General features: G+C 45.7%; 13 protein-coding genes. 2 read left to right on the forward strand and 11 right to left on the reverse strand.

What is annotated here, in order from left to right; translation table 11 throughout:
• Positions 1-267: 267 nt before the first annotated feature.
• The 5 genes from rplS to ffh form a co-directional block, all read right to left on the reverse strand.
• Entirely contained in the window at positions 268-621 is a 354-nt protein-coding gene (gene rplS, locus AB4503_RS00940; RefSeq protein ID WP_004735514.1) for a 50S ribosomal protein L19, read from the reverse strand.
• Between the two features lie 59 nt (positions 622-680).
• The gene (gene trmD, locus AB4503_RS00945; protein WP_102319880.1) at positions 681-1,421 is read right to left on the reverse strand and encodes a tRNA (guanosine(37)-N1)-methyltransferase TrmD; all 741 of its coding nucleotides are present in this window, start codon (positions 1,419-1,421) and stop codon (positions 681-683) included.
• A gap of 26 nt (positions 1,422-1,447) precedes the next feature.
• Positions 1,448-2,002, reverse strand: a complete 555-nt coding sequence (rimM, locus tag AB4503_RS00950) for a ribosome maturation factor RimM (protein ID WP_017063236.1) — start codon at positions 2,000-2,002, stop codon at positions 1,448-1,450.
• A 24-nt stretch (positions 2,003-2,026) separates the two neighbouring features.
• A complete protein-coding gene (gene rpsP / locus AB4503_RS00955) occupies positions 2,027-2,275 on the reverse strand; it encodes a 30S ribosomal protein S16 (RefSeq protein WP_004410028.1) in 249 nt (82 codons plus the stop codon).
• 212 nt (positions 2,276-2,487) lie between these two features.
• Positions 2,488-3,882 carry a signal recognition particle protein gene (gene ffh / locus AB4503_RS00960; RefSeq protein ID WP_010435884.1) on the reverse strand — a complete coding sequence of 465 codons (1,395 nt, stop codon included), beginning with the start codon at positions 3,880-3,882 and terminating at the stop codon, positions 2,488-2,490.
• 200 nt (positions 3,883-4,082) lie between these two features.
• On the opposite strand from ffh, the gene AB4503_RS00965 reads away from it, so the two are divergent.
• A complete protein-coding gene (locus tag AB4503_RS00965) occupies positions 4,083-4,877 on the forward strand; it encodes an inner membrane protein YpjD (protein ID WP_019825854.1) in 795 nt (264 codons plus the stop codon).
• 127 nt (positions 4,878-5,004) lie between these two features.
• Positions 5,005-6,276, forward strand: coding sequence for an HlyC/CorC family transporter (locus tag AB4503_RS00970; RefSeq protein ID WP_017063233.1), 1,272 nt, complete (start codon positions 5,005-5,007; stop codon positions 6,274-6,276).
• A gap of 115 nt (positions 6,277-6,391) precedes the next feature.
• Here AB4503_RS00970 and luxS read toward each other — a convergent pair whose 3' ends face one another.
• From luxS to AB4503_RS01000, 6 genes are all read right to left on the reverse strand, one after another.
• The gene (gene luxS / locus AB4503_RS00975; RefSeq protein ID WP_017056597.1) at positions 6,392-6,910 is read right to left on the reverse strand and encodes an S-ribosylhomocysteine lyase; all 519 of its coding nucleotides are present in this window, start codon (positions 6,908-6,910) and stop codon (positions 6,392-6,394) included.
• Positions 6,911-6,934: 24 nt separating this feature from the next.
• Positions 6,935-7,585 (reverse strand): hypothetical protein, encoded by a 651-nt coding sequence (locus tag AB4503_RS00980; protein WP_372113387.1) that lies wholly within the window; start codon positions 7,583-7,585, stop codon positions 6,935-6,937.
• 10 nt (positions 7,586-7,595) lie between these two features.
• Entirely contained in the window at positions 7,596-9,164 is a 1,569-nt protein-coding gene (gshA, locus tag AB4503_RS00985) for a glutamate--cysteine ligase (protein WP_372113388.1), read from the reverse strand.
• A 99-nt stretch (positions 9,165-9,263) separates the two neighbouring features.
• Entirely contained in the window at positions 9,264-12,122 is a 2,859-nt protein-coding gene (locus AB4503_RS00990) for a M16 family metallopeptidase (protein ID WP_372113390.1), read from the reverse strand.
• A gap of 9 nt (positions 12,123-12,131) precedes the next feature.
• Positions 12,132-12,593 (reverse strand): YqaA family protein, encoded by a 462-nt coding sequence (locus AB4503_RS00995; RefSeq protein ID WP_017059555.1) that lies wholly within the window; start codon positions 12,591-12,593, stop codon positions 12,132-12,134.
• A gap of 6 nt (positions 12,594-12,599) precedes the next feature.
• Complete coding sequence (locus AB4503_RS01000) at positions 12,600-13,553, reverse strand: NADP-dependent oxidoreductase (protein ID WP_017065778.1); 954 nt, start codon at positions 13,551-13,553, stop codon at positions 12,600-12,602.
• Positions 13,554-13,723: the final 170 nt, after the last annotated feature.

Below are 13,723 nucleotides of genomic sequence, written 5' to 3' on the forward strand. Positions count from 1 at the left end.
GAGTAGCGAGTAGCGAGTAGATTTTGAAGGGTTGGCGTTTAACGTCAATCCTTTTTTATTGCCTATAACACGGCGTTAGTAGAGATTCCCTACTCCTTCCTTCGTCAGTCTAGGGAATGACGGTTAAATATGAGTTTCGTCTGGTTTGTCATCCTCAAGAGTGAGGTACGAGCGAATTGGGGATCTCTTACCTGCTAAGCTCCAAATAACAGACACAAAAAAGCGGAGCCAAATGGCTCCGCTTTTATCGATAGAATGCAAAAAGAATTACTTCTTAGTAAGCTTCTCTTTAATACGAGCTGACTTACCAGAACGCTCACGTAGGTAGTACAACTTGGCACGACGTACTGCACCACGGCGTTTAACTTCGATGCTATCAACCATTGGAGAGTGAGTTTGGAACGCACGCTCTACGCCTTCACCGTTCGAGATCTTACGAACTGTGAATGCAGAGTGTAGACCACGGTTACGAATAGCGATTACAACGCCTTCGAAAGCCTGTAGACGCTCACGGTCACCTTCTTTTACCTTAACCTGAACTACAACAGTGTCACCTGGTGCGAATTTAGGAAGGTCTGATTTTAGTTGCTCTTCTTCAAGAGCCTTGATGATGTTGCTCATTTGTATAAATTCCTAGAATAAACTGATACTAAATTTAATAGGTTACTGCTTGCTTTTCGTTAAGAGCGTTGCTCTTTAATGAATTCAGCCAGTAATTGTTCCTGTTCGTCAGTCAGAGCTAGGTTTTCCAGGAGTTCTGGTCTTCTTAGCCAAGTTCGGCCCAACGATTGTTTTAATCGCCAGCGACGAATGTCCTTATGGTTTCCAGACTTGAGTACCGATGGTACATCTTTATCGTCTAGCACCTCAGGGCGCGTATAATGGGGACAATCTAGCAAACCATTTGCAAAAGAATCTTCTTCTGCTGAAGCGAAATCTCCAAGTACACCCGGAACAAACCGAGATACTGAATCAATCAGCGTCATGGCTGGCAGTTCGCCACCCGTCATCACAAAATCTCCAATCGACCATTCTTCGTCAACTTCAGATTCAATGATGCGCTCATCTACCCCTTCATAGCGACCACAAATAAGAAGTAAATTCTCGTTTGTTGCCAGCTCTTCAACACCTTTCTGGTCGAGTTTACGACCTTGAGGTGAAAGATAGATAACTTTCGTCTTTCCCGGTGCTGCTTGCTTGGCAGTTTTGATAGCGTCGCGCAAAGGCTGAACCATCATTAACATGCCAGGACCACCACCGTAAGGTCTGTCATCAACAGTGCGATGTTTATCATGAGTGAAATCACGAGGATTCCATGTCTCAATAGATAAAAGACCTTTTTTAACCGCTTGACCTGTTACTCCAAAATCAGTAACAGAACGGAACATTTCAGGAAAAAGGCTAATAATGCCAACCCACATGTGTTCTCTCGCTCTGTAATTTGGAGTTAGAATCCAGGATCCCAGTCAACTTCGATCCGGCGAGCTTCGCGATCAACTTTCTTGATCACTTGCTCTTCAAGGTACGGTACTAACCGTTCCTTTTGGCCAAAAGCATCTTTAAGATTTGCTTTGATTACTAGAACATCGTTCGAGCCAGTTTCTAATAGGTCAGTGACCTCACCAAGGTCGTAACCTTTAGTGGTAAAAACTTGCATACCGAACAATTCGCGCCAGTAGAATTCATCTTCTGACAATTCAGGTAACGAAGCAGGGTCAATAGCAATTTCAAAGTTAGTCATCAGTTGCGCGTCTTCACGAACATCTAATCCCGCTAGCTTACATACATAACCTTGGCCATGACGTTTCCAGCTCTCAACTTTGTACTCAACCCACTTACCCTTTAGGTTTAAATACCAAGGGCTGTAATCAAATATGCTTTCAGCATTGTCTGTGTAGGAGAACACTTTAAGCCAGCCACGAATACCATAGGTAGACCCAAGTTTACCCATGACAATTCTATTGTTTTGCTCGCTCATAGTTTCTTTACCCTTCATCGACATAAGCTATTTCTCTTTAAAAAAGAATTAAGCCGCTTTTTGAGCGTCTTTAACTAGCTTAGCTACACGATCAGATAGAGATGCGCCTTGACCAACCCAGTGGTTAACACGATCTAGGTCTAGACGTAGACCTTCTTCTTGACCTTGAGCAGTAGGGTTAAAGAAACCTACTTTCTCGATGAAACGGCCAGTTGCAGCGTTACGGCTATCCGCAACTACGATTTGATAAAATGGGCGCTTCTTTGCACCGTGACGTGCCAAACGAATGGTTACCATGTCGTCCTCTTTGCTTTCTTAATAAAATAATTAACCCCAAGTATAAGTACATAGCTTGGGGTCTCGTGCCAAATTAAAGCCCCGGAATTTTACTCTTATTCCGGTGCAATGCAAGGGCTTTAGCTATTTTTTCACCAACATAGCTGCCGTACACTTTCTGTGACACGGCTAACACTATGAAAAGTAACGTAGCTAAAGCTTACATTTGTAGATTATCGACCAAACGGGTTAAAGCCACCACCCATTCCGCCCATACCTCCACCGCCGCCCATCATGCCTTGCATGTTGCGCATCATGCCTTTCATGCCACCTTTCTGCATCTTCTTCATCATCTTCTGCATTTGGGTGAACTGCTTAAGCATACGGTTTACATCTTGTACCTGTGTACCAGAACCAGCGGCAATACGCTTTTTGCGTGAGCCTTTGATTAAGTCAGGGCGTTGACGTTCTTTCATGGTCATAGAGTTGATGATCGCTTCCATCTGCTTGAACATCTTGTCATCAACTTTATCTTTAACGTTATCTGGTAGCTGAGACATGCCTGGAAGCTTATCCATCATGCCCATCATGCCGCCCATGTTTTGCATCTGACCTAGCTGTTCACGGAAGTCTTCAAGGTCAAAGCCTTTCTTCTCTTTGAACTTCTTAGCCAGTTTCTCTGCTTTCTCGGTATCAACGTTTTTCTGTAGGTCTTCAATAAGAGACAGTACGTCGCCCATACCTAAGATACGAGAAGCAACACGATCTGGGTGGAACGGTTCTAGTGCGTCAGTCTTTTCACCAACACCCAAGAATTTAATCGGCTTGCCTGTGATATGACGAACAGACAGAGCAGCACCACCACGCGCATCACCATCAACTTTCGTCAAGATAACACCGGTTAGTGGTAACGCATCACCAAAGGCTTTTGCAGTGTTCGCAGCATCTTGACCTGTCATTGCATCAACAACGAACAGTGTCTCTACTGGTTTAATTGCAGTATGAAGCTCTTTGATCTCGCCCATCATCTCTTCATCGATAGCCAAACGACCCGCAGTATCGACAAGTAGCACGTCGTAGAATTTCTTCTTCGCGTGGTCGATTGCAGCGTTTGCAATATCAAGAGGCTTTTGATCAGCTGAAGATGGGAAGAAGTCTACGCCAACATCGCTTGCTAACGTTTCAAGCTGTTTGATCGCCGCTGGACGGTAAACGTCGGCAGACACAACCAAGACTTTCTTCTTGTCACGCTCAGTTAGAAGCTTAGATAGCTTACCTACCGATGTGGTTTTACCCGCACCTTGTAGACCCGCCATTAAGATAACGGCTGGCGGCTGCGCTGCTAGGTTAAGAGCCTCGTTAGACTCACCCATCACCGCTTCAAGTTCAGCTTGAACGATCTTAATGAATTCTTGACCAGGCGTTAGAGATTTAGAAACCTCAACACCCACAGCGCCTTCTTTTACGCGCTTAACAAAATCGCGGACAACGGGCAGTGCAACGTCGGCTTCAAGTAACGCCATACGTACTTCACGCAGCGTCTCTTTAATATTGTCTTCGGTCAGACGACCTTTACCGCTGATGTTCTTCAGCGTTTTGGATAGACGATCCGTTAAATTATCAAACATAGTTTTCTCTTCGCTCAAAACTGCGACTATTACTGTGAGTATACATTAGCGCGGATTAGAGTCATACCCGTTGTAGAGCGTTAATCATCCGTGCTTGTGATGTGAGACATTATTCACTTGGAATTGAATGAGGTTCGCCATAGCCCCAAAGAGCGATGCGAGGTATAATTCGCCAATTAGTAATCATTAAAATGGATACCATGGACAGTCTTATTGCGATCGCAGCAGCCTTTCTTTATACAATGGCGATTTCCACGATCATTCCAGGTCTCGTGCACCAAACAGGAATCCGTGTAAAAACGGTGTTTATCAGCGCATTACTTGCTCTAGCTTTCCATGCTTGGTTGCTTGGCGATTTGATTTTTAATGCCAGTGGCCAAAACCTCAGTATCTTGAACGTTGCTTCATTAATCAGTTTAATCATATCTGTGGTAATGAGCGGTGCAATGCTCAAAACCCGTCTGTGGTTTATCTTACCCGTCGTCTATAGCTTCGCTGCGCTGAACTTGATGGCTGCCACTTTTCTTCCAAGCACCTTCATCAAACATCTAGAGAATGACCCAAAACTGCTCGTGCACATCTCTTTGGCTCTATTCTCATACGCAACGTTAACTATCGGTGCGCTATACGCCCTGCAACTTGCTTGGCTAGATCACAAACTTAAAAAGAAAAAAGCCTTAGTGATAAACCCTAACCTACCTCCTTTAATGATGGTAGAGAGACAGCTTTTCAAGATCATTCTGATTGGTAATGGTTTATTAACGGGTACTTTGCTGACTGGCCTTATCTTCGTACAAGATATGTTTGCTCAAGGAAAGGCGCACAAAGCGGTATTGTCTTTTATCGCTTGGGTTATCTACTCCATCCTTTTATGGGGTCACTACCAAAAAGGTTGGCGTGGACAGAAAGTCACTTGGTTCGCACTTGCCGGCGCCAGCATGCTCACATTGGCCTACTTCGGTAGCCGCTTCGTTCAGGAAATCATCCTGAACTAGTCTGTAAAATAAAGGCAAGGTCTCACACACCTTGCCTTTAAAATATTGAGTCCGTTAGATTCAATTGACATCTCGACCATGTTCGGTCATAAATTAATCAAGATACACAAATAGGAAAAGAATAGTTTTGGACGACATATCAACGGGTATCTTATTTGCGCTACTCGCGTGTCTCATTGTAATTTCTGGTTATTTCTCTGGTTCCGAAACGGGCATGATGTCCCTGAACCGCTACCGTTTAAAGCACTTGGCCAATACGGGTCATAAAGGTGCCAAACGTGTAGAAAAACTTCTGAACCGCCCAGACAGATTGATTGGCCTCATCCTCATCGGCAACAATCTCGTCAACATTCTTGCATCTGCGATCGCTACTATTCTTGGTATGCGCATCTACGGGGATATCGGTGTGGCTATCGCTACTGGTACCCTGACTCTCGTGATCCTAGTATTCGCCGAGGTAACCCCAAAGACCATCGCTTCTCTATTTCCTGAACGTGTCTCTTACGCGAGTAGTATCCTTTTGATGATACTGATGAAGGTGCTATCACCATTGGTGATCTTAGTGAACTTCATTACCAACGGCTTCATTCGTATCTTAGGCGTTAAAGCCAGCCATGATGCAACCGACCACTTGAGCTCCGAAGAGCTTAGAACCGTGGTAAATGAAGCCGGTAGCTTAATCCCTCAACGTCACCAAGATATGTTGGTGTCTATTCTGGATTTAGAGCACGTCACCGTGAACGACATCATGGTGCCGCGTAATGAGATTACTGGTATCGACATCAATGACGACTGGAAATCGATCGTTCGTCAACTTACCCACTCGCCTCATGGTCGCGTAGTGCTGTACCGTGACCAAATAGATGAAGTGGTCGGCATGCTTAGGCTGCGTGAAGCTTACCGTCTGATGCTTGAAAAGAACGAATTCAATAAAGAAACCCTGTTGCGTGCCGCGGATGAGATCTACTTTATTCCTGAAGCGACACCACTCAATATTCAACTGCTTAAGTTTCAACGCAATAAGCAGCGCATCGGTTTGATTGTTGATGAGTATGGCGACATCAATGGTTTGGTTACATTAGAAGATATTCTAGAAGAGATCGTAGGTGAGTTTACCACCTCAATCACCCCAAGCTTATCTGAAGAGATTACTCCGCAAAGCGATGGCAGCTTCTTGATTGAAGGCAGTGCCAATATCCGAGATATCAACAAAGGCTTACAGTGGGCACTGCCTACCGATGGCCCAAGAACGCTGAATGGTTTGATACTGGAACATCTTGAAGATATTCCTGAGAGTCACCTGAGTGTTCAGGTTGCCAGCCACCCAATGGAAATTGTTGAGCTTGAAGAGAACCGCATCAAACTGGTTCGCGTGTTCCCACAGATCGTGAACGGCTAACTGAGTTATCACTGAATCTCTGTCTCGCCCTAAAATACGTTGACGAAAAAGGCCCGGTTCATTGAACCGGGCCTTTTAGTATCTAACTCGCCCTATCTAGGGTAGCTATCAATGACTAGTCGATCTTAAGCTCTTGCAGCATAGACTCTGGCAGTGCCAGTTCATCATTCTTGTTTACAGAGATGCCTGCAGCGATGATCGCATTCGCGATCTCTTTCGCTTCATCCAAAGAGTGCATTGCCGCGGTACCACATTGGTATTCGTTCAGCTCAGGGATCTTATTCTGGTTCTCAACTTTCAGTACGTCTTGCATCGCTGCCAACCAACCGTCAGCCACTTGTTGTTCTGTAGGCGTACCAATCAGGCTCATGTAGAAACCAGTGCGACAGCCCATCGGTGAGATATCGATGATCTCTACATCTGAACCGTTCAATTGATTACGCATGAAACCAGCATATAGGTGCTCTAGAGTATGGATACCTTTCTCAGATAGGATGTCTTTGTTTGGCGCAGTAAAACGCAGGTCAAACACAGTGATGGTATCCCCTTTTGGGGTTTGCATTGTTTTAGCAACACGAACGGCAGGTGCGTTCATGCGTGTGTGATCAACAGTGAAACTATCTAATAAAGGCATTGCTCTTCTCCATGACGGCTGGCTTTAGAAAAACCAGCTTCGATTGTCTTCTAGTTCTTTGCGGCACTGTTTCAGCTGCCATCCATAATCTTTTGCTTGCTGTTCGACTTTGCGCGCCACCTTAATTAGCGATGGCTTGCTGTTGTATGACTTACGCTTATAACCACCACGGCCTTCATGATAAGCCAGGTATTGGTTATATGGGTCCCATAGTGAGATGCCCAATTGACGACGCGTCTCGCTGGTATACCAACCGATGAACATCAATGCATCATCAAAGTTGGTTCTTGAACCACCGTTATTGGTCGCCTTTTGGAAGTCTTCCCAAGCAGGATCTTGAGCTTGTGCATAACCGTAGGCACTGCTTACACGCCCCCACGGTATAAAGCCAAGAATGTAATCTTTAGGTGGGCGCGCATCATGACGATAGCTACTCTCTTGTTTCACAAAAGCCATCGCAACGTTAATCGGCGTTCCCCACTCTTCTTGCATATCCAAGGCATCTTCATACCATGGAGGGTGCTCTCGAAAGATGCTACACAAATTATCTTGCTGCTTTGGCGGTGGCGTTGCACATCCAACCAACAGGCTAGAGACAACACCAACAGTCACTACAGGTAACCATTTACTACTCACTCGAGTAGGCTGACCTAATAAGGCTTGCTTCCTTTCCACCAAAGTCTCGCTATGCTTTTAAATACGAAAAATAATCCGCTAAGAAGCTATCAAAATCTTGAGTGCTTGCTTCTTCACTTTGTTGCTGAGCAATCACAGAACGTTGAACTTCTGCTTCCATCAACTCAGCTGAATATACTTTGTATTGATGAGCTTTGTGTTGCTGAGCGTACGTTTTACCTAACGCGCAACCCACTTTACCTAAGCCGCCCAATTTTTTGGTCTCTTCTAGCAACTGGCCAGAAATAGTTAGCTCAGGGTTATCAATCCAAGCCTCAAGCGTATCGCATGTTTCTTGGTATGCACGACCGCCTTGTTCTGCGTCCATCATTTCGGCAATAGAGCGTAGATCTTTAAATACACGCTTCGCCCAATCTTGCAGAGACAAGCGCTCGCCATGACAACCAATTTGCAGCTCTAGACCAGCTTGACGACCTTCTAAGATCACCTTGTTCCAGTTGTCGCGCCAGCACTCAAGTTCGCAGTTATCCATCTCAGCAGAGTCTGTTAGTACACTCCACGTTAGGAATAGATCCAAGAAGCGAACTTGCTGTTCGGTGATACCGATTGAGCTGAATGGGTTTACATCGAGAGAACGCACCTCGATGTACTCAACACCGCCGCGAGCCAACGCTTCAGATGGCTTCTCACCACTTTTCGCGACACGCTTAGGACGGATTGGAGCGTAAAGCTCATTCTCAATTTGCAGTACGTTGCTATTTAGCTGACGGTATTCACCATCAACCTTAGTGCCAATTTCGGCGAATTCTTCTGATGGCGTACGAATCGCTTGATTCAAACCTTCAAGGTACTGACCCAGGCTGTTGAAGCCAATCTTCAATACACTTTGCGCACTGTTCGTGTAGCCAAGGTCGCTCAGGCGCAGTGCCGTTGCTTTTGGCAGATACAGTGTCTCGCCAATCTTTTCAAAAGGCAGATTTGTCTCTCTTCCTTTGATGAAAGAAGAACATAGCGCAGGTGAAGCACCGAAGAAGTATGGGATTAACCAACCAAAGCGGTAGTAGTTACGAATCAAACCAAAGTAAGCATCTGACTTAGATTCACAACGCGCTTCTTCAGTTTGCTCTCCAAACAGGCTATCCCAAAAGCTTTCTGGGAAAGAGAAGTTGAAGTGAACACCAGAGATAATCTGCATCAGGCTACCGTAACGACGTTTTAGGCCTTCACGATATAGGGTCTTCATCTTACCGTTATTCGAGGTGCCGTATTGCGCTAGCTGAATGTAATCTTCACTGCCAACGTAACAAGGCATAGAAAGCGGCCATAGTTTTTCGCCGTCTAACTTGGTTTGCGTGAAGTGGTGGATATCAGACAACTGATTCAAAAGCGTCGGAACGTCGTTAGAAACAGGCGTGATAAATTCCAGTAGCGACTCAGAGAAATCGGTCGTTACCCATTCGTTCATCAACGCAGATCCCAAAGCCTCAGGGTGCGGCCCAGTAGCAAGGTGCCCATCTTCCGTGTAGCGTAATGTTTCCCTTTCAACACCACGACCAAATTGAGAGAAGGTCTTAGGGTTGGTTGCAACTTGCTTTAGTCGCGCAGCAAAATCAGTCAAAATTCAGTTCACTTATCTTATATTGTTCTGATTAGAACTATCATAAATTAGGTTGGAGGAGAAAAGTAGAGTCTCTTCCCTCCCCCTTTAATGTGTACTCTAACGAATGATTTCAAGCTCTTCTATTGGAATATCTAACTTTTCTAATTGCGGGCGAAGCGAAGTCGCGTCACCAACAACGATTATTTGATAATCATTCGGGTCAAACCATTTCTTAGATAGCTCGTTTAAGGTCTCTTTTGAAACCGTTTCAACTATCTGATTACGCTGTTGTAGGTAATCTTCATCAAGGCTCAATGCAACAATATTACTCAACAACCCCGCCTTTTGACTTGGCGTTTCGTATTTAAGTGCATCTTGTTGACCGACGGCAAGGCGCATAAATTTCACCTCTTCGTCAGTTAATCCACTTTGGCTAAACTCATTCAGCTCATTAATAAACTCTTGAATCGATGGAACCGTCGCATTCGCCCTTACCTGCGCGCTAAATACCACTGCGCCAGTTTCACGAGTACTTGCGAAGTAACCGCTTGCACCGTAAGTGTAGGCTTTGTCTTCACGTAGGTTCTGGTTGATACGGCTATTGAAGTTGCCCGCTAAGTTAAAGTTAGCTAACTGGCTCAAATACAATTCGCCCGTCGCATCAAACGGCAGGCCCTTACGAACCAAGCGAACAATGCTTTGCGGCGCACCCGGTTTATCAACTAAGTACAGGTGCTGACCAGAAAGCTCTTTAACGATCTGTGGACGCGTTAATGGTGCCGCATCGCCTTGCCACTCTTCAAAGAATTGTAGCTGTTTCCCTACCTCTTTCTTCGAGATGTCTCCCACCACAACAATATTGGCACCTTCTGGTGTGTAATGTTGCGCATAGAATTTTTTCACATCGTCTAAGGTCAATTTCGATAGAGATTCCTTAGTACCATCACTTGCACGAGCAAAAACAGTGTCACCAAACAGCACTTCACGGGTTGCTTGAGAAGCCATCCAGCTTGGCTGCTGATGCTGATACACAACGCCTTCTAGCATCTGTTTCTTAACGCGCTCAAAATCTTGCTCATCGAACTTAGGATCGAATAGAACCTCTTGCACAATCGCTAAGGTTTGAGGCAAGTTTTTCTCTAGCGTCGAGACTGAAATATCTGTGGTGTAGCTGCCCGCACTAATGCTCACGCTGCTACCAAGTTTATCTAAGGTCGCTTGTAACTCTTCAACGGTTCGTTTAGTTGAGCCTTCTTCCATCATCGAAGCCGTTAGGTTCGCTAGGCCTTCTTGCCCTTTGCGAACATAGCGTTCGCCTGCAGGCAATTGAATTTGCAGCTGTACTGTCGGCGTTTCACTGGTCACGGTACCAATTAAGTCAGTGCCATTTGCAAAGTGCATGCGGTACAACTCAGGCATGGTCGCCTCAACACCAAAGTTCACTTCTGGCATCACACTGCGATCAAAGGTATCCGGTGCCTTTCTGAAATCCAGTTGATCTTCCGTCACCTTGCTGTATTCCGGCAACATACGTGGTGGCGTGGTAAAGGTCGCTTCACGAACCGCCAAATCGAGCTTTTTCTTAGGAACCACACTCAAGGTAACCTTGTGCTTACCTTCGATGAAATCTTGGTATGCCTTGCTCACGCTCTCAGGCGTCACCGCTCGGATTTGATCGAGTTGTGATTCAATGCGATCAGGCTGACCATAGAAGGTTTGGTTCGACGCGAGTTGCGACACCTTACCTTTAACGCTTTGCAATGCAAAAACAGCATTCGCTTCGGCCATGCCAGTGATCTGGTCTAAACGCTCTTGCTCAACGCCCTCTTTCGAGAATTGCTCCAGGGTATCCATCAGCTCTTTATTGAGAACCGTCAAATCGCCTTTTTCACCTGAGTTGCCCATTGCATACACGTACATGGTACACGCCAACTCAGCACAATCATGGAAAGAGCCAGCGCTGACGGCCTTCTGCGTTTTTACGAGGTTTTGATATAGGTAACTGTTGGTACCTGAACCTAACACGTTAGACAATGCATTCAGTGAAGCTTGCGTCTCTTCACCGCGATACGTTGTTGGCCACCCCACCAGCACCATCGGCTGACGAATATTGTCTTCTAAGGTGATGTATTTATCTTCTGTTAGAACAGCAGGTTGCTTCTCTGCCGCCTTCACTTCAGGGCCTTGAGGAATTGAACCAAAGTACTTGTTAACCCATTCTAGCGTGTCATCAACGTCGATATCACCACCAATCGTTAACACGGCATTGTTTGGGCCGTACCAACGCAGGAAGAACGCTTTAAGATCATTCACGTCAACACGGTCAAGATCTTCAACATAGCCGATTGGTTGCCAAGAGTAAGGGTGACCTTCAGGGTAAAGCGCTTCGCCCATGCGTTCCCACATCAAGCCGTAAGGACGATTTTCGTAGCTCTGCGCTCGCTCGTTCTTGACCGTGCCTCTTTGCACCTCAAATTTCTTCTGAGAAACTGCATCCAACAAGAAGCCCATTCGGTCTGATTCTAACCACAGCATTTTTTCAAGTTGGTTAGAAGGAACAGTTTCAAAGTAGTTGGTGCGGTCACGATTGGTCGTGCCGTTTAACGAACCACCCGCTTCGGTAATGATCTTAAAGTGCTGTTGGTCCCCAACGTTCTCAGAACCCTGGAACATCATGTGCTCAAAGAAGTGAGCAAAGCCCGACTTGCCTATCTCTTCACGTGCTGAACCGACGTGATAAGTCACATCAACATGCACCAACGGATCGGAATCATCAGGGGAAAGAATAACTGTCAGGCCGTTTTCAAGCTGATACTTGGTGTAAGGAATCACCACTTTATCTTTAGAGGGCTTTACCTCTTCTAACAGAGTGACACCTTCAGGTAACGAGGAAAAGAAGGGCGTTGAGCTAGGTACATTGTAAGAACAGCCTGCAATGGCGATAAGAGAAAATGTACCAAGTAAAACCTTTTTCATAGGTTCTCCTTAGAAAAAACCGAAGTAGATAGCAGCAAGTAAGCTATAGCGAGCGGCTTTGCCAATCGCTATCAAAATAACGCTAGGGATGAATTTCATTCTTAGCCAACCCGCCGCTAGACACAAAGGGTCACCAATGATCGGTAACCAACTAAATAACAGTGTCCAGTAGCCATAACGACTCAGCCAAGCCATAGCCTTATGACCATGCTTTTCAGATTGAGTTCGATTAGGCAACCACAAACCAATCCAATAGTTAGTCAGGCCGCCTAAGGTATTGCCTAATGTCGCCACTAGAATGATCGATGAGGTTGAAAACTGATCTAAGCTCAATGCAGCCACAAGGCTAGCTTCTGAACCACCGGGGAGTAACGTGGCACTCAAGAAGCCACTAATGAAGAGTACCCACAGCGCCGAGTCCGAGAACCACAGCGCGATATTTTCAAAAAGGGAGTTAAAAAATTCTAACACTGCCTATCAACTTTCTTGCATTTTAAGTAGCACCTTGCCTCTGGTGTGTCCGGTTTCAACCTGCAGGTGCGCCGACTGCGCCTCGTCTAACTGGTAGATACCTTGAATTTCTGTTTTGAGCAATCCGACACTGACCATGTAAAGCATGGTGTCCATTTGCTCAGGGTTTGGTTCAACCAGCATGCCTGATGCAGTAAAACCTAATAGTGTTGCTTTCTCACAGATAAGTTCTGCAGATAGAGTCGGTACTGTCACTACTCGCGCGCCATCTTTTAGGCACTTCAATGCATCAAGCGCGGTATCGCCACCGACCAAATCAATCAACACATCGACATCAGATACTCTTTCTGATGCTGGCGCAAACTTATAGTTAATCGCGTGAGCACCTAGCGTCGCAAGGTAATCAAGATTGGCTTCGCTGCAGGTTGTGTAAACCTCAGCTTTTGCTGCCACTGCAATTTGAACCGCAAGGTGACCAACGCCGCCCGCGCCCGCTAAAATAAGCACGCGGTCGCCTTCTTTCACTTCGGCTTTGTTGAGCGCTTGTGCCGCTGTTTGACTCGCAAGTGGTAATGCAGCTGCCGCTTCTAGAGTGACAGAATCAGGAACCATACTTAATGCAGCTTCTGGAACACACACATATTGGCTGTAACCGCCACCTTGCAGTGGAAAACCAATAAAGCCAGCCACGTTATCACCAACAGTAAAGCGTTCAGCCTGTTCGCCTAGCGAGACAATTTGCCCTGAAATATCGTAGCCAGGCACCCAAGGCAGGTTATCTTTGTTTTGTGCTGCCGCCCAACCAAGACCCGCTCGGGTTTTGACATCAATCGGATTAATGCCTGAAAAGGAAACTTTAACCACCACTTCTCCAGCCTTAGGCTCAGGGATCGCACTGGTTTGAATACTTAGGTTTTCGACGCCGCCGAATTGAGTAATCGCAATCTGTTTATTTTCCATTCCACATTTCCTTGATTGATAAAAGCCCTAGTGAGCAAGCACCCTAATTAATAAAAAGAAAGGGATGCGAAAGCATCCCTTGACTATAAACCATTTAATAAGGCTAAGTTAACCGCTCATTCGTAAATTGACGACCAATTAACGTAACGATACATGACCCAGCAAATCCA

This window comes from Vibrio sp. 10N.222.55.B11 (assembly GCF_041473705.1).
Classification (GTDB): Bacteria; Pseudomonadota; Gammaproteobacteria; order Enterobacterales; family Vibrionaceae; genus Vibrio; species Vibrio crassostreae_C.